Annotated in this window: 12 protein-coding genes and 1 pseudogene; 2 read left to right on the top strand and 11 right to left on the bottom strand. The window is 36.9% G+C overall.

The features are described 5' to 3' along the window. Positions 1 to 98: 98 nt before the first annotated feature. Positions 99 to 941, bottom strand: a complete 843-nt coding sequence (locus ACX9TM_RS15865; RefSeq protein ID WP_063220663.1) for a polysaccharide deacetylase family protein — start codon at positions 939 to 941, stop codon at positions 99 to 101. Between the two features lie 395 nt (positions 942 to 1,336). On the opposite strand from ACX9TM_RS15865, the gene satA reads away from it, so the two are divergent. Then, the gene (gene satA / locus ACX9TM_RS15870; protein ID WP_001054996.1) at positions 1,337 to 1,894 is read left to right on the top strand and encodes a streptothricin N-acetyltransferase SatA; all 558 of its coding nucleotides are present in this window, start codon (positions 1,337 to 1,339) and stop codon (positions 1,892 to 1,894) included. A 79-nt stretch (positions 1,895 to 1,973) separates the two neighbouring features. Here satA and menA read toward each other — a convergent pair whose 3' ends face one another. From menA to ACX9TM_RS15885, 3 genes and pseudogenes are all read right to left on the bottom strand, one after another. Beyond that, positions 1,974 to 2,885 (bottom strand): 1,4-dihydroxy-2-naphthoate polyprenyltransferase, encoded by a 912-nt coding sequence (gene menA / locus ACX9TM_RS15875; RefSeq protein WP_000526090.1) that lies wholly within the window; start codon positions 2,883 to 2,885, stop codon positions 1,974 to 1,976. Between the two features lie 157 nt (positions 2,886 to 3,042). Next, positions 3,043 to 3,186, bottom strand: a pseudogene (locus tag ACX9TM_RS15880) (DJ-1/PfpI family protein); the annotation flags it as partial. Between the two features lie 52 nt (positions 3,187 to 3,238). Beyond that, positions 3,239 to 4,222 (bottom strand): phosphotransferase, encoded by a 984-nt coding sequence (locus tag ACX9TM_RS15885; protein ID WP_065382515.1) that lies wholly within the window; start codon positions 4,220 to 4,222, stop codon positions 3,239 to 3,241. A 147-nt stretch (positions 4,223 to 4,369) separates the two neighbouring features. On the opposite strand from ACX9TM_RS15885, the gene ACX9TM_RS15890 reads away from it, so the two are divergent. Continuing rightward, entirely contained in the window at positions 4,370 to 4,855 is a 486-nt protein-coding gene (locus ACX9TM_RS15890; RefSeq protein ID WP_000826917.1) for a hypothetical protein, read from the top strand. Positions 4,856 to 4,918: 63 nt separating this feature from the next. Here the strand turns inward: ACX9TM_RS15890 and ACX9TM_RS15895 are convergent, their stop codons facing one another. The 7 genes from ACX9TM_RS15895 to ACX9TM_RS15925 all read right to left on the bottom strand — a co-directional run bounded on the left by ACX9TM_RS15895 (position 4,919) and on the right by ACX9TM_RS15925 (position 16,576). Beyond that, positions 4,919 to 5,479, bottom strand: coding sequence for a class I SAM-dependent methyltransferase (locus ACX9TM_RS15895; protein ID WP_065212229.1), 561 nt, complete (start codon positions 5,477 to 5,479; stop codon positions 4,919 to 4,921). A 109-nt stretch (positions 5,480 to 5,588) separates the two neighbouring features. Beyond that, a complete protein-coding gene (locus ACX9TM_RS15900) occupies positions 5,589 to 6,419 on the bottom strand; it encodes a GNAT family N-acetyltransferase (RefSeq protein ID WP_065212230.1) in 831 nt (276 codons plus the stop codon). A 299-nt stretch (positions 6,420 to 6,718) separates the two neighbouring features. Next, a complete protein-coding gene (locus ACX9TM_RS15905) occupies positions 6,719 to 10,189 on the bottom strand; it encodes a glycosyl hydrolase family 95 catalytic domain-containing protein (protein ID WP_072770299.1) in 3,471 nt (1,156 codons plus the stop codon). A 161-nt stretch (positions 10,190 to 10,350) separates the two neighbouring features. Beyond that, on the bottom strand, positions 10,351 to 12,420 hold the full coding sequence (locus tag ACX9TM_RS15910) for a bifunctional aldolase/short-chain dehydrogenase (RefSeq protein ID WP_063220658.1): 2,070 nt from the start codon (positions 12,418 to 12,420) through the stop codon (positions 10,351 to 10,353). A gap of 191 nt (positions 12,421 to 12,611) precedes the next feature. Beyond that, on the bottom strand, positions 12,612 to 14,402 hold the full coding sequence (locus tag ACX9TM_RS15915) for an L-fucose isomerase (protein ID WP_063220657.1): 1,791 nt from the start codon (positions 14,400 to 14,402) through the stop codon (positions 12,612 to 12,614). Position 14,403: 1 nt separating this feature from the next. Beyond that, entirely contained in the window at positions 14,404 to 15,897 is a 1,494-nt protein-coding gene (locus ACX9TM_RS15920; protein WP_072770298.1) for a rhamnulokinase, read from the bottom strand. 28 nt (positions 15,898 to 15,925) lie between these two features. Beyond that, on the bottom strand, positions 15,926 to 16,576 hold the full coding sequence (locus ACX9TM_RS15925) for a class II aldolase/adducin family protein (protein WP_063220655.1): 651 nt from the start codon (positions 16,574 to 16,576) through the stop codon (positions 15,926 to 15,928). Positions 16,577 to 16,624: the final 48 nt, after the last annotated feature.

Below are 16,624 nucleotides of genomic sequence, written 5' to 3' on the forward strand. Positions count from 1 at the left end.
TTGTTAAATTGGTAGTAATAAGCTTATAGAAGCGAGCAAAAAAAGCATGTTCTGAAGAAAGATAAATCAGAACATGCTCTTAATTTATTTATTTGATACTATAGACGTTGATCTTTCTGGAAGTTTAGTTGAAAATGATCCGCTTCATTGTATACCCCGAATTCATATCCTTTTTCCTTATAAAATTTAATAATTTCCGGAAGCGCTTGTAATGTCTGTAGTTTTTCATGCATTAGAACTACTTCCACATCTTCTGTTGTTGTACGCTTTACATTTTCTATAATTTGCTGTGGGTTACCTTTTAATTTCCAATCATTTGAATCTATCGTCCAATCCCAAACTTTTATTCCTGCTTCTACAATTTTGTTACGAATGTCCTGCCCCTTTAATCCTGGTGCAGATCCGTATGGGGGACGGACTAGTTTAGGAGTTGTACCTGTAATATTATGAATAAGAGCTAACGTTTCTTTCATCTCCGTTACAAATTGTCCTTTTTTGTATAGCTTATCACTATTATGTGTCATACTATGTGCACCAATATAATGTCCTTCTTTTACTGCTCGTTTTACATTTTCCTGAAAACCGGTATTCTGTAAATTGCTACCTTGCATAAAAAATGTCGAAGCAACATGTTGCTCTTTTAGTACATCTAAAAATTTCCCAGTTAATTCGCTAGGACCGTCATCAAATGTTAAATAAACAACCTGTCCTACTGGTTTTCCATCAGCTCTTTTCTGTTTTGCCAGTGATGTGTCCTCTTTCTTTTTTTGTTGTTGCGTATTAGCTAGCCTAATATTTTCATTAGCTACCCCTTTCGCTGGGATAGAGTTCCATTTCCCTATTAAAAAGAACGTGAAAAAGGTCGTTGCTAAAACAACTCCTAGAGATAGTATTGCCTTAGTTACTACACTTGTTTTTTTCTTATTTTGTGATTCTTTCATTATGTTTCGATCCTTTCCCTACTCATTTTCATATTCATTATTTATGCAGCTAAACATTAACTTCAGCTGATATTTACAATAAATAGATTAATAGAGGAAGGTGAAGATAAAATGCAGATAATGTCGAAATTAGTTAAAGAATAGCCTATTACATCCACTCTTTAAAAAAATATTTGTTTCTCTACTACAGTTAAATTTGAAAACTGGATATACATCCAAAATAAAAAATACTACTCTTTCTAAATAACATTTTCACCTCAAGATAATAGCATACCGGTATAAAGATAAAATACAGAGATGGCCGTACTATTGAAATTCTATTATAATTTTGTAATTGGAATTCATTTGAACCAAATGAAGAACTAGAAGAAATATTATTATGTGGAGGTACTCCGATGAACCTTGTAATTAGAGAGTTAGAAACAAATGATTTAGATAATCTCCCGGAGATTGATGACAGTTTTATAGTGAATGCTCGGTTAATTCTTTCTCTTTCCAAAGGAAATAGACGCATAGAATATACAGTAGAAGACGTTCCAAGTTATGAAAAAAGTTATTTACAAAATCAAGATGATAATGAAGAACTGGCTTACAATGAATATATAAATAAACCTAATCAAGTCATTTACATAGCTCTGTTACATAACCAAATCATTGGATTAATGGTATTAAAAAAGAATTGGAACCACTATGCTTACATAGAGGATATAACGGTAGATAAAAAATATCGTACAATCGGAGTTGGCAAAAAATTAGTTGATCAAGCAAAGCAGTGGGCAAAAAAAGGAAATATGCCAGGTATCATGCTTGAAACGCAAAATAATAATGTCGCAGCATGTAAATTTTATGAAAAATGTGGATTTGTAATTGGTGGGTTTGATTTTCTTGTTTATAAAGGTTTGGATAAGACAAGTGATGAAGTTGCAATTTATTGGTATATACATTTCAAATGATAATAGTTTATAACGTAAAAAACTCAAAATAAAACCCCAATTTCTCTATATTAAAATCGAGAAATTGGGGTTAAGTTATTTAAAACAAATAACTAATTAATAATCCTGCTGACAACAAGAAGCCGAAAATCGTATTTGTCATCGCTGTTGATTTCATTGCGATGCGCATATATCCAGGATCCTTTGCCCCTTTTTGGAAACTTTGAATCGCAGAAATTGGCTTTCTCAAACCTAAGAACATAACTAATGCCCAAGGGCTTATATAACCCATTAATACAATTACGGCAATCCATAAATACGCAATGAAAAAGGCTACCGCTAGTGTTACCACAGCTTTTTCTCTCCCAAGGAGGATTACTAATGTCTTTCTTCCACCTTTAATATCTTCTTCGATATCTCGGATGTTATTTGACATATTGATTGCACCTACTAAAATTCCAATTGGAATGGAAATCAATACACTTTCAATCGTTACAGTATTCGTTTGAATAAAGAAAGCAATGAGTACAAAACATGTCCCCATTAACAACCCAGAAACTAATTCTCCAAACGGGGTGTACGCAATTGGTAATGGACCGCCTGTATATAAATAGCCAACTGCCATCCCAATTAAACCAATAACCACTAACCACCAACTACTATTCATACAAATATAAATGCCAATAAAAGCTGCTACGACATATAATAAAAGCGCAACTGTTAACACATTTTTTGGCTTCAATCCATGACGGACAATTCCGCCACCGATGCCAACAGATTCAGCAGTGTCTAATCCACGTTTGAAATCATAGTACTCATTAAATAAGTTCGTTGCTATTTGCAGCGCTAAACATGCAAGCATCATCGCAATAAATAAAAGCCAATCAATTTTGGCAACATAAAGTGATGCCACTGTCCCTAAAATTACAGGAGAAAACGTCGCCGTTAATGTATGCGGGCGCGTCATCTTCCATATTAATTTAGCGGAACTAATTTCCTTTTCATTCCCCATAACTCTGTTCAATCTCCCTACATTTGAAGTATAAATTACTAGCAGTATCTTTCTATCTATTTCCTGCCACGCATCCATTCATTATAGCAATAAATGATTATCCTTTCTAACAAATCAACTTTTAATAAAGTAAAATTTATAAAATGAAACTTTAATCAGTAGTAACTTCTTGTTTTTGTTCACTCGAAACGAATTCAATTGTAAATGGAGCCCCTTCTTCTATCGCTCTTTTCAGTACCTCAAACGGTGCGAATGAGACAAGTTCTCCAAAACCATCAAACAATACAGTTTGTATTTTCATTTTTAGAACACCTCATATGTTTTGTTTTATAAATCCCAAAGGAGAAGAAAGGTTATCTACAAATTAATAATGAAGACAACCTCTCTCCCCTTACTCTATAAACCTTCAAATGTTCCTCTAACTGCCTCGCATCTTCTAATACACTTAGCGTTTTCTTCACAAAATTCCAATTCAAACTACCGGATAACCATAACAATGAAGAAAGTCTCTTATAATCATTTGGTGTTACAATATTATGTACCGTATACCCTTCTAAAAATGAACTAGCAACACTTGAGCATACTTCATGAGACTGTATTCCTTCTGTTCGCGAGTACCATTTTATTAAAAAGGCTAGTCCTTCAATACGATCAACATATCCAATTGATTCAAAATCTACAATTCCTTTTACACATTGACTTGAGTCCCATAAAATATTCAAAGGATTTAAATCTGTTTGTACAATAAACTGTAAATTACTCGTATATGCGCACTCTATATGATATGTAGCAAGATTTATGTACTCCCGTAATTCCTTACATGCGCTTACCTTACTTTCTAGCATATCAATAAACTGGGCATACCCATCTAAATGGGATTTCTTTTGAAAAATCGAGCTTTGAAATGTACTAGAAATATCATGAATCTTTCTTGCCTTCTTTCCAAACGATTCTGCAATAGATTCTGTGCAGTGTGTAAGATGCTCTCCTTCAATCCAATTAGACAATACAAATCGGTACTGTTCATCATTCCAAGTGACTAATGTAAATGACTCCCCTGACGTATTCTTGTTAATTTGCATAAAAGGAATTCCATGCCCTCGTAAATAATAGGTAAAGCGTACTTGCTCTTTCAATTGTTCATTTGATAACGCTCCAAAAGCTGGATTGATTATTCGATTGTTATTCATAAACCGTGCGGAATATCGCTTTCCATTTACCATGATTTTATAGTGTAAATCTGTATGCCAGCTATTTATATGTAATTCTTCTTCTATTACTAATGAACGGATTTCTGTAAAATAATTCATTAATACATCTTTTATTATGTGCTTCACTTCCTTCTCTCCTTTCATATAAAAAATTAACGTACATGCAATCCATTCTATTCCCCATAACAAAATGTATTTCACTTCATTAAGCATAGCTAGGATATTTCAAATAGGAAATAGAATTATAGAAAATAGTAGATGGGGGGCATATTATTGAAGAGATTAACATTCGGTATGATTGGAGCATTAAGTATCACCTTATTAATTGGATGTACAAGTAATTCAAATGAAACGAAAGCTTCCAATAAAGAAGCATCCACAACAGTGAAAGAAAAAGAAATTGTATATGAAAACGTTATGTTTGAACAAAAAGAAGTGAGAAAACTTGAGATTAGTCCTGTAAATTCAAAAGGGAGTAATAAAATAGTAAATAAAACAAATATGAAAACAATTTTTACAAGTATGGAAAGCGCAGAGAAAAAAACACTCCTTCTAGATCAAGATGCAAAAAAACATATGCATTCAAAAATGAAGGTTACTTATCAAGATAAATCTATGCAGGAATTTTTTGTTTGGATAGAATCGGATGGTGACATCGTAATGGCAAAAGCGAGCGATGAAACACACGGTGAAGGTTATGATTTAAGTGAAGATAATTCTAAAAAAATCATTCAGTTTTTCGAAAAGGCATCCCAGTAATAATTATACAATAGATAAAAAGCCGCATTTGCGGCTCATAAACTTATTGAACTAACGAATACCTTACCGTTTAATCGCATCCACAATTAACGATGGGCAACCAAGTTTATCTCCTTGATTTCTAGGATCATATCTTTTTGATCGGAAAATAACGCCATCATTTGCATCCCATTCTTTGTAATAAAATTGCCCATTTTCATCGCAATATTCCAGTAAAACTATTTCAAATCCAGCTGTTTCAAACATTTTCGTTAATGTTTTATAATTATAAACGATTTTATGGCTTGCAGCTGGATGGTCTTTCGGGCCAGGTCCGCCTACTTGCACTATATTTTGATATGTTTCATCTTGGAAAAATGCATCAGGGACACCGCACCGAATATGGCCTGACGGTTTTAAAAATTTATAACAAATGCTAGCTGCTTTTACCCCTTCTTCAAAAGTAAGGTGCTCCCATACATGCTCTGCTAAAATAGCTGAAATGGAGTTATATTCAAATCTTGCTTCCCACATTGTTTCAACTAATAAGTTAAGATCATCTTCTTGCGTTTGAATCCAGCCCGGATTGTTATTAAATGCCCCAGCTGCCACTACTACTTTCATTTCGTCTTGTTTTATTACCATTATTTTCACCTCGTATGAATTTTAAGTCATTAGATTTTTCGTAAAATCGGATTTGCATGTCCTTTTCTTACATGTATGAATTAAAAAAACTACTTCTATATTCAACAGATTATTCAAATAGAAAATAATATCCTACATAATTAAAAACATTTGTAAACCCTACATTTTCCACAACTGCAACAGAAGGCTTGTTCAATTCCATACAGTCCCAATATGGAATAATATCATTCTCCAAACAATCTTTTACAAAACTATGCGCTATCTTTTGAGCTAATTTCCTCCCCTGGTAACCCTCTATTGTTTCAATATCTATGCAGTGTATATTTTCAAATACAAACCCTGAAAAACAAACACTCACAATTACATCATCATAAACAATGCAATAACCGATTCCCTCATTGAAAAAACGATCCGATGAAGACCAAAACTCTAAAATTTTTGATTGTAAAAAATCAATATTCTTAAATGTATTATTACTATTTTCATAGAGAGCTTTACTCATTTTCAGCACAGTATATTCCTGTTCAATTTCAGGTTCATGATGATTTTCATAATCCTTTTTTCTTAGCGTATACACTCTTTGATTCCAACTCTTTAAGTTACGGTGCTGAAATATTCTTTCAATTGTTTTGTTCCACTTTGAATGATTTCCGATCCCTTCAAAGCAATCTAATCCTGCTTTCCTCGCCCTAGGTACTATTACATTATTAATAAAACGATTCATTTCTTTATTAAACTCTTCATTTTCAGCATCTCCAATAAAGAAGAAGCCATCATTATTACCTAACCAAATGAGTCCCGAATTAGGAGAAGACACGTTATCTACAAATATACGACCAGGATTCACTCCTGCAATTACAGCTTTGACTTCTAATTGACCGTGTTCATTTATTAAACCACTACATTTATAAAAATCATTCTTGCTTAATTCAGAAATCATAAGTTAAACCACCTTCCTGAAACCACTCTATTCTAACTTTATCATTTTATCGGAATATTCTCTATTCACTTAAGTGATTTTTGTAAATCAATGCAGCCTTGCTTATGTATAGTAAAAAAGAGTCAATCCTCTATGCAATAGAAGATTGACTCTTTCCTTTATTTATAAAAATTGTTTCATACATTGAAACTCAGACCACTCTTTTTCCTATCTGATCATCAAATCCCCACTGAACATGTGAGGGTATAATTGGAGACATATAATCCGTATGACTACAAAGAGTAACGACTAAATCAACGCTATTTAAAACTCAACCAAGCATCCGCCCAGTCCGCATGATCATTTCCGTTACCGTTACCTGCATCATCAACGACTAGTTTTAATTCTTTTTTACCTGTAAGGTCAACATCAACAAATTTTGCTGGCGTATTATAGTACATTGTACCGCTATTAAATACTTCATCCCCATCAAGTAGTACTTTGAACACGACTGAACCACCTTTACCGCCAGGTTCCTGGTCGATTCCTACATATGAATTAAATCGTTTGTAAGTTGCATTTGATATATCATAGGTGATTTCTGACTTCGAATGCGTTCCGATTCCTTTTTTATACGTAATCGGTCCTGTCGTTCCGAGTAATGAAAGCGGGTTTTTGTCAGTGCTTTTATCTTTTTGAACCGTTGCCCATCCAGCGGTTGCTTTTATCCATGAAATATCACTCAGGTAGATGCCGCCGGAAGCCACTTGAACTTTCGTTGATGTTACCACCGCATTCCCTAATTTTACAGAGACCCCAACTTCTTTCACTCCTTTAAACTCGGATGGCGGAGTTATAACAAACGAATATGTGTCCTCTCCTCCTGCAGTTAATTGAAAGTCTGTTGTTAATGGCTGCGCATTCCAGCCATCTGGTAATTGCAGTTCAATCTTTCCAGGTGTCACTTTTTCCCTTATTTCATTTTGAACCTTTACCTTTAATGTAGTCGAACCCCCTTCAACAATAATTGGATTGGGTTCAACATTTGCTGAAATTAGCTTTACTGCTGGCGTTACTTCTATTTGATTCGTTTTACGAACAGTCCCGCTATCTGTATTTACTTCAGCTTCAATGGAATAATTATTAGAAGCCACATCAATCGGGACCGGTAAATCTGCCTCAATTGTTTTCGATTGCCCTGGTTCAACGCCTTCAAAAGCTACTGTAATCGGTTTAACATTCCAGCTCTCTGGAGCCTTTACAACCACTTCTCCGGAAGAAGATTTCAATGAACCGAAGTTTGATAAATTTGCCTTTACTTTAACTGTACTTCCTGCCGTTATACTACTCGGAGACTCTAGATCGAAACTAAGCATAGACTCAATTTTATAAGTTTTACCTTGTTCCGTTTTAAATGAAATCGTATCTCCATCTTTCGTAAATGGCACCGGTGTATTCGTTCCGACTCTTGTCACAGTAACTGGTGTATTGAACATTGGACTTTTTAACTTTACATCGTTTCCGTGATCAGAATTCACCTGAATGACTGTAGGCATACCATTTTTCCAGTTCGCATCAATCGTAAATGCACCGCGTGCTCTTAGTCCTTTATAAGAACCGTCCTTCCAAGCTTTCGGAAGTGCAGGCAATAATTGAATGGAGTCGGTATGGCTTTGAATTAACATTTCAGCAATTCCCGATGTTGCGCCAAAGTTTCCATCAATTTGAAACGGTGGATGCGTATCAAACAGGTTACTAAGCGTACTTCCTGTAAGTTGCCCTTGCAAAATTTTATAAGCATGGTCACCATCTAATAAACGTGCCCATAAATTAATTTTGTTCGCTTTACTCCAGCCCGTTCCCTCATCACCACGATGGTTTAAAGTAACTTTAGCAGCCTCAAGCCATTCCGGTGTATTGTGATTAATCATACTTCCTGGATATAGTGCAACTAGCTGAGATATATGCCTATGCGTTTCGCCAGGGTCATCTATATCATCCTTCCACTCTTGCACTTGACCATATCTACCAATTTGAATTGGTGGGAATAATCGATCCCTTTTAGTCTTTAACTCATCTCGAAACGCCGTATCAATCTGCAAGATTTCACTAGCTTCAATTACATTTGAGAACAACTCATACACTAACTGTTGATCAAAAGCGCATCCATTCGAGATACCACCAAGCTCTGGAGACCAGCACGGAGAAACAACTAACTTCTTATTTTGATCTTCTACTAAAAACTTACTATGAAACTCCGCCGCTTCTTTCAGTATCGGATAAATCTTTTCTTGTAAATATTGTTTATCATCCGTAAATTTATAATGTTCCCATAGGTTTTGACCGATAAAAGCATTCGCACTAGGTGCCCAACCCCAGCCTAATCCCCAGCCAGGCGCTGTAAATCCAAATGGATTATTCATCGTATTAACGGTCCACCCGCCACCTGTAACACCGAAATGTTTTTCCGCCGAAACCCTTCCTGGTGCTCTTAATGAATCAACATAGTCCATTAATGGCTCAGCTGTTTCGGACAGATTCGCCACCTCTGCAGGCCAATAATTCATTTGCAGGTTAATATTGAAATGATAGTCACTTTCCCACGGTGGTGTGTTCGAATTATTCCATACACCTTGTAGATTTGCAGGAAGCGTTCCTGGTCTTGAAGAAGAAATGAGCAAGTATCTTCCATATTGGAAGAATAGTTCTTCTAAATACTTACTGTTTTGTTTACTATAAGATGCTAGTAGTTCATTTGTTGGAACAGATGGGTTTTCCCCTCCTAAATTTAAAGAAACACGATTAAATAAAGAGTGATAGTCTTTAATATGCGTATATTTTAAAATCTCATAACTCTTCTTAGAAATAGAGGCCATGATTTTTTCAACCTTTTGATGTGGATCTTCTCCTTTATAAGTAGGGTATTTATTTTCATAATCAGTAGCCGCAGTCATAATAATTGTTAAACTATCTGCATTCGCTACTTTAATTTTCCCATTCTCCGCTGTTAAAGTACCTCCCTCATTCAATACTTTAAATTCTGATTCATATTTCATTCCGTTATTCGCTATTTGTCCTTTAATAGTGATTTTATTATCTTTGGACGTTACTTGCCCTCCCTGCGCGCTCGTTGGTCTAACATCTAATGAAAGCTGTTTAGATTCACTAGCTGTTAAACGCATAACCATAACGCGATCAGGATAACTTGTGAAATATTCCCTATTATATTGAACACCTTTATAGTTATAGGAAACAGTAGCAATACCTTCATTTATATTTAATTCCCTGCGATAATTTGAAAATGCAGATGGATCTGGCATATTAAAATCTAAGTAAATGTCCCCAAAATTTTGATAGGACCCAAACCCTTTTTGAAGACCTGTAAGAAATTGCGAAGATTCCCTTTCCGCGCCTGATTTATCACCTTTTGCTAACTTTTCCCTAATGCTACCTAAGTGACTCGCTGCTCCATCACGATTCCCGTACGTATACTCACTCGTACTGCTTGGTCCGCCAGTCCAAAGCGTTTTTTCATTAAACTGAATACGTTCTTGCTGGACTCCGCCAAATACCATGCCGCCCATATAACCATTACCGATTGGCAATGCTTGTTTTTCCCAATCTTTTGCTGGCTCATTGTACCAAAGCGATAGTTTCTTTCCCTCTGATTTTGGAGTGTCAATCGTAATAGGTGATGTTGCCTCTACCCTATTAAACTCTCCAGTGCTTCCTAAAGAGAATAATAACGTACCAAAGAGCAATCCCCCTGTTAATAAGTTCCTAAGTTTCAAATTTCCATCCCCTTTTGAAAAGCGAATGTAAAGTGTCCCCTTCTGCGCATTGACTTATTTTATTCTCTCCTTGAGATTCGCTATTCTTTTATATGGAAGCATAATAGGCAAACGTACATTTGCCTATTACACCTCTTTTTCCTTTTTAAAAAAAGAAATAATTATCTAGTAAATGCCGCTGTTACACCACCATCAACTGTAATCATACATCCAGTTGTTTTATCCGCCTTTGAAGAGGCAAAGAAAGCAATTGATTCAGCGATATCTTTCGAATAAATATTAACCAATAATGTTGTACGTTTACGGTAATGTTCCTCTAACTGGTCCGGCTCAATACCATATGCTGCGGCACGTTCTTCACGCCATTTCGAACCCCAAATAGCTGATCCTTGCAGAACCGCATCTGGAAGAACTGAATTTACACGAATACCGTACTCACCGCCTTCAGCTGCAATACATCTCGCTAAATGTGTTTCGAGTGCTTTTACAGAGCTGTATGCTGTAGCGTTTTTCCCGGCATACACAGAATTTTTTGAGCCGACAAATACCATATTCCCCCCAATGCCTTGCTGTTTCATTTGCTTGAACGCTTCACGTGCCACTAAAAAGTATCCCGTTCCAAGCACGTTCATATTTAAATTCCATTCTTGAAGCGTTGTTTCATCGAATGGACTAGACGTCGCAAGCCCTGCATTGTTTACGATACTATCAACGCCTCCGTAAGTCAGAGCTGCCTGTTCAAATGCCGTCTTCACTTCTTCTTCTTTTGTTACATCCATTTTTACCGCAATAGCACGGCCTTCACCATACTTATCATTAATTTCCGCTGCAACTTTTTCTGCCCCTTCAAAATTCAAGTCAGCAAGCACTACATGTGCACCTTCTGAAGCAAGGCATCGTCCCGTTTCACTTCCAATTCCGCCAGCACCACCTGTAATAAAGGCAACTTTGCGGGAAAATTCCGCTTCTGCTGGTGCCAACGATAATTTATATAGCTCTAATGGCCAGTACTCAACATTGTAAGATTCGTTTTCATTTAAAGAAACAAAACTTCCAAGTGTTGTGGAGCCTTTCATTACTGAAATTGCCCTATGATACAGCGCACCACTTACTTTTGACATCGCCACATTTTTACCGGTATTCACCATACCGATACCAGGAATTAAAATAACGCGCGGTGCCGATTCAAACATTTTGTCTCCTTCGTATTTGTTACGTTCAAAGTAAGCTTTATACTCTTCTTTAAAGCTTTCAACACCAACCTTTATGCTCTCTATTAATCTGTCCATATCTTTCGTTTGCGGATCCCAATCAATATAAAGAGGACTGCGCTTTGTGTGAACTAAATGGTCAGGACAAGCCGCTCCAACTTGAGAAAGTTCTCGTGCATCGCGGCTGTTTACAAATTGAAGTACTTCATCTGTATCGTCATAGGATAATAGCATTTTCTTTTCATCACTAACTGCCCCGCGAATAATCGGCATTACTTTTGCAAGAATACTTCTACGCTCTTCTCCTGAAAGTGCTTCGTATTTTTGACCTCCGAATACAGTGCTTTCATTCACTCGCTCATTAATATATTGTTCTGCCTCATTAATGACCGCAATTGTTTTTTCATAGCTTTCTTTCGCTGTTTCTCCCCAAACGACTAAGCCGTGTTTTTCCATTAATACTAGTTCAGCATTTGGATTATTTTTCACGCCTTCTGCAATCATTTTTGATAATGTAAATCCCGGACGCACATATGGAACCCAAACGAAGCGATTACCGTAAATTTCTTCCGCAATTTGTTTTCCATTATGTGCGCAGCAAAGACTAATAATAGCATCTGGATGTGTATGATCCACATGTTTAAAAGGTAAAAATGCATGTAATAACGTTTCGATAGACGCACGCGGATGTTTGCTGTCAATCATACAATGAGATAAGTACTCTACCATTTCTTCATCTGGCATTTCTTCGCGCTCCATCAATAAACGAATGTCTTCCATTTTTAAACCAGTAAAGTTTTGCACTTTCATAGTCGCTAAATCAGATCCGCTTCCTTTCACCCACATAACCTCTACATCATGACCACGAAAATCCTTTTCAACTGTCTTTACCGATGTGTTTCCACCGCCCCAATTACATACAGCACGGTCTGTGCCAATTAAATTTGAACGATACACTAATTGTTCCAATCCTTGCGATAATTGAGATGCTTTTGCATCTTCCCATAAACTTTTCACCATATTTTTTACCCCCGCTATTTTTTATTGTTCTATTATTTCGGATACTAAACTCTTTAAAATAGTAGTATCCGTATGTTCAAGAGTTTGCTATTACTTGCACTTCTTTTACATGTAAAACACTTTCATTCCAGTGCGAAAAAATATGCTCTATAGTAACCCCCCGACATATTATCAGGGGGAACTTTTTTTCCTTAATGGTATAATGGACCAAAGTTTTGGCAGGCACGGTAATCTGCTGCTTCTGGATCGTTTGTTCCGAACATGCCCCATGCACTCGGTCTAAAGATTTGTTCTTCTTTGACGTTATGCATATTTACAGGAATTCGGAGCATGGAAGCAAGCGTAATTAAATCACTACCAATATGACCGTAGCTTATTACACAGTGGTTAGCACCCCAATTATTCATCACGGTGTAAACATCCTTAAAAGCACCTTCTCCCGTTATATTTGGAACGAACCAAGTTGTTGGCCAAGTTGGATCTGTTCTCTTATCCAATATGTCGTGCACCTCTTCTGGGATTTCAACTGAATAGCCTTCTGCGATTTGTAAAACAGGACCTAAGCCTTTAACAAGATTGAGACGGGCTGCTGTTACAGGCATATTTCCCTTTGTTAAGAAATCACTTGAGAATCCGCCCCCTCGGAAATACCCTGTTGAAGCCGGTCTCCAAGAAGTAGCTGCTAAACAATTTTGAACTTCTTCCTCTGTAATTTCCCAAAACGGTTTTATAGCAGGCTTTCCATCTTTCGTTTGTTGTCCTGTCCCATCAAGTGCAGCTGAACCGGAGTTAATCATATGAATAAATCCCTTTTCTGCTAATCCTTTAGGTTTATGCCCTGTCACACGTTCTACTGCCTCCGGACTCCAATACGTTCTTACATCAGCAAAAACTTGAGCTGTATTTGTTAATAAATGGCCAAATAGCATCGTAACTCCATTTAAACTATCATTTTCAGTAGCCATAATGTATGGCGGGCGAATTCCGTTCCAATCAAAGGAGGAATTTAAAATTGTCTCCATAAAATCACCATTTGGGAAATGATCCGTCCATTGACGCTGACCTTGGAAACCTGCGGAAATAGCATTGTATCCTAGCGCTTCCTCACCATAGCCAAGTTCCGCTAGTTTTGGATTTCCAGTCATAAGATCCCTTGCAATTAAAGTCATTTTAACGCTAGTTTCCCAGTCTTTATTTTTTTGCTCCCGTGACCTTTGCATTTCTTCCGCATTATTATCTGGACCTTCTGGACAATACTCTTTTACCCAGTTTAAAGCTTTTTCATATTCTTCCTTATCATAAATCTCTTCATCTATTCTTCTTACAAATTCGGTCATATCAATATATTCATTTCTCATTCCTAAATAATCTTGGAAAAATTCAGGTTGAACGGTACTACCGGCAATCCCCATAGATACAGACCCCATCGACAGATACGATTTTCCTTTTAAAGTAGCAACGACAAGGCCAGACTTTGCAAATTGAAGTAGTTTTTCCTGCACATCTTCTGGAATGGATGTATCACTTAAGTCTTGCACATCTTTCCCGTATATGCCGAAAGCTGGAATGCCCTTTTGATTATGGGCAGCTAAGACAGCTGCAAGATACACTGCCCCTGGACGTTCTGTTCCATTAAATCCCCATACTGCTTTTGGAATATCAGGATTCATATCCATTGTTTCAGAACCATAGCACCAACATGGTGTAACAGTAATAGAAACACCAACTCCCTCTACTGCAAATTTTTCAGCCGCTTTGGCCGCTTCCGCCACACCGCCAATACATGTATCAGCGATGACACATTCTACTGCCTCACCATTGTAATGACGCAAGTTTTCGGTTAGTAGATTTGCTACCGATTTTGCAAGATTCATCGTCATATCTTCAAGAGATTCACGTACACCATTTCTTCTGCCATCAATTGTTGGTCTAATTCCGATTTTCGGTAATGTATTGTAGAATCTATTATGAACTGTTTTCATTTTAAAGCTCCCTTCTTACTACATTGTTATCGATTATTTCAATAAAACGGCCGTATGCTTCCTGCCATTCTAATTGGTTTTGAGGTTGATAATGTTTAACAGGAAACGAGTTTTCAACAATCTCTCTACCTTCCTTTAAATCCTTTATTTTTCCTAGCGCGATCCATTGCGATAATGAATTTCCAATCGCACTCGCTTCAACTGGCCCCGCTACAACAGGACGGTTAGTCGCATTTGCGGTAAATTGACAAAACAGATCATTCTGAATGCCACCGCCGCCCATGTGGATAACTTCTATTGACTTTCCAGTTAAAACTTCCAGCTTCTCTAACACCCACCTATAACTTAGTGAGAGACTCTCCAAAATACAGCGGAGGAAACTTCCTTCCGTTTCAGGCGGCTGTTGACCACTCTTTATACAGAAATCTCGGATTTGTTTTGGCATATTTTCCGGATTGAAGAAAGAAGGATCATCTGGGTCTATGAAATGTGCAAATGGCTTTGTATTTCGAATCAACGTTGCTTCTTCTTCGTAAGTAAAAAGCTTGCCTTCTTTTGCCCAAGTCCCCCTACATTCTTGCATGAGCCATAACCCCATAATATTTTTAAGTAGCCGAAACTCGCCATCTGCCGTTCCTTCATTTGTAAAGCCCCATTCCAAAGCCTGTTCATTAATGACTGGATTCTTCACTTGAACTCCCATTAAGATCCATGTACCACAACTCATAAACGCAGAACATTCTGACTTTATAGGCAGTGCGGCAAGAGCACAGGCTGTATCATGTCCTGCACCAGCAATAACTTTAACAGGCTTCATGCCAAATTTGTTATGAATGGAAGAAAGTGTCGGACCGAGAGTTGTTCCTGGCATCACAATATTTCCCATGATTTCTTTAGGTAGCTTTAACTTAGTCATAAGGGCGGTATCCCAATTATGCTCATGAATGTGAAATAATGATGTCGTTGTACTAATCGTATATTCATTCGCCTTTTCGCCGGAAAATAAATAACTCAATAAGTTTGGTGTTAATAATAGAGTTTTTGCCTTTTCTATCAAATCTGGGTTATTCTTTTTTATCGTATAAAGCTGGCAAATCGTATTAATTGCTGCTGGCGTGACGCCCGTTCGAGAGAACAAAACATCCCTCGGAATGACTTCCGTGATTTCTTTTAAACTATCATTTGTATGCGGATCTCTATAAGAATAAGGATTGCTAAGCAATTCTCCTGTTGCAGAAAGAAGTCCGAAATCAACGCCCCACGTATCGATAGATAAACTTTCTATCGACTTATGACCGTTTCTAATACTTTTCCCTATTCCATTCTTCATTTCTTGGAAGATCCTTAAAATATCCCAATAATAATGACCAGTTGCGTAAATAGGGCGATTGGAGAACCGGTGAACTTCTTCAAGATAAAGGCGTTTCCCATCAAATCCACTTACCATTAAACGCCCATTAGATGCACCTAAATCAAAAGCCAAAACTTTTTCCATTCCTTCACACCCCTCGGAAACACTTCAATTACTCCGCATCTTTTAGTAGTTGTAATCTATATTTCTCAGAAGATAGATTTCTTAATTCGTGACATTCTTCCTCTGTCAAAATTCTTGGCACGCCCACAGTCGATGCAATCGTATATACTTTGGCCGCCTCTTCTAGAATTTGCATTAGAAAATATGCTTCTTTCATTGTTTTACCAACCGTAAGTACGCCATGATTCCTCATTACGACTACATCATTTTCTTCAATCACATTTGATACAGCGTTAGCCAATACTTCTGTAGTCGGAATCATATATTCAAGATAAGATACGCTTTTGATCATTGCTGGAAAATCTGGGAATAGACTCGGAATGGTATGACCAGTACATGATACACCTACCGAATAACTTGGATGAGCATGTAAAACAGCTGTTATATCAGGACGTTTACGAAAACATTCCAAATGCATTAATATTTCAGAAGATGGTTTTAAATCATCCAATATCTCACCAGTTTCAATATTGACACGTACCCACTCGTGGTCTTCTATCTCTTGCAAATCAAAACCACTAGGAGAGATATACATCATATTCCCATCTCTCATACTCAAATTTCCACCTGCTCCTACTACAAGTCCTGTTTGGACAATCTTATTTGCATATAATTTCAAATCATTTATTACATTAGACAATGTTATACACCTCAGTTTCTCTCTTATTTGCACCGCTAGTTTCGTTTT

It is taken from the genome of Bacillus sp. LH1, assembly GCF_057924895.1.

Bases quoted from the DNA above. Each gene is read 5' to 3' on its own strand.
- ACX9TM_RS15865 (WP_063220663.1), bottom strand. From the start codon at position 941: ATGAAAGAATCACAAAATAAGAAAAAAACAAGTGTAGTAACTAAGGCA.
- ACX9TM_RS15915 (WP_063220657.1), bottom strand. From the start codon at position 14,402: ATGAAAACAGTTCATAATAGATTCTACAATACATTACCGAAAATCGGA.
- ACX9TM_RS15920 (WP_072770298.1), bottom strand. From the start codon at position 15,897: ATGGAAAAAGTTTTGGCTTTTGATTTAGGTGCATCTAATGGGCGTTTA.
- ACX9TM_RS15900 (WP_065212230.1), bottom strand. From the start codon at position 6,419: ATGATTTCTGAATTAAGCAAGAATGATTTTTATAAATGTAGTGGTTTA.
- menA (WP_000526090.1), bottom strand. From the start codon at position 2,885: ATGGGGAATGAAAAGGAAATTAGTTCCGCTAAATTAATATGGAAGATG.
- ACX9TM_RS15895 (WP_065212229.1), bottom strand. From the start codon at position 5,479: ATGGTAATAAAACAAGACGAAATGAAAGTAGTAGTGGCAGCTGGGGCA.
- ACX9TM_RS15910 (WP_063220658.1), bottom strand. From the start codon at position 12,420: ATGGTGAAAAGTTTATGGGAAGATGCAAAAGCATCTCAATTATCGCAA.
- satA (WP_001054996.1), top strand. From the start codon at position 1,337: ATGAACCTTGTAATTAGAGAGTTAGAAACAAATGATTTAGATAATCTC.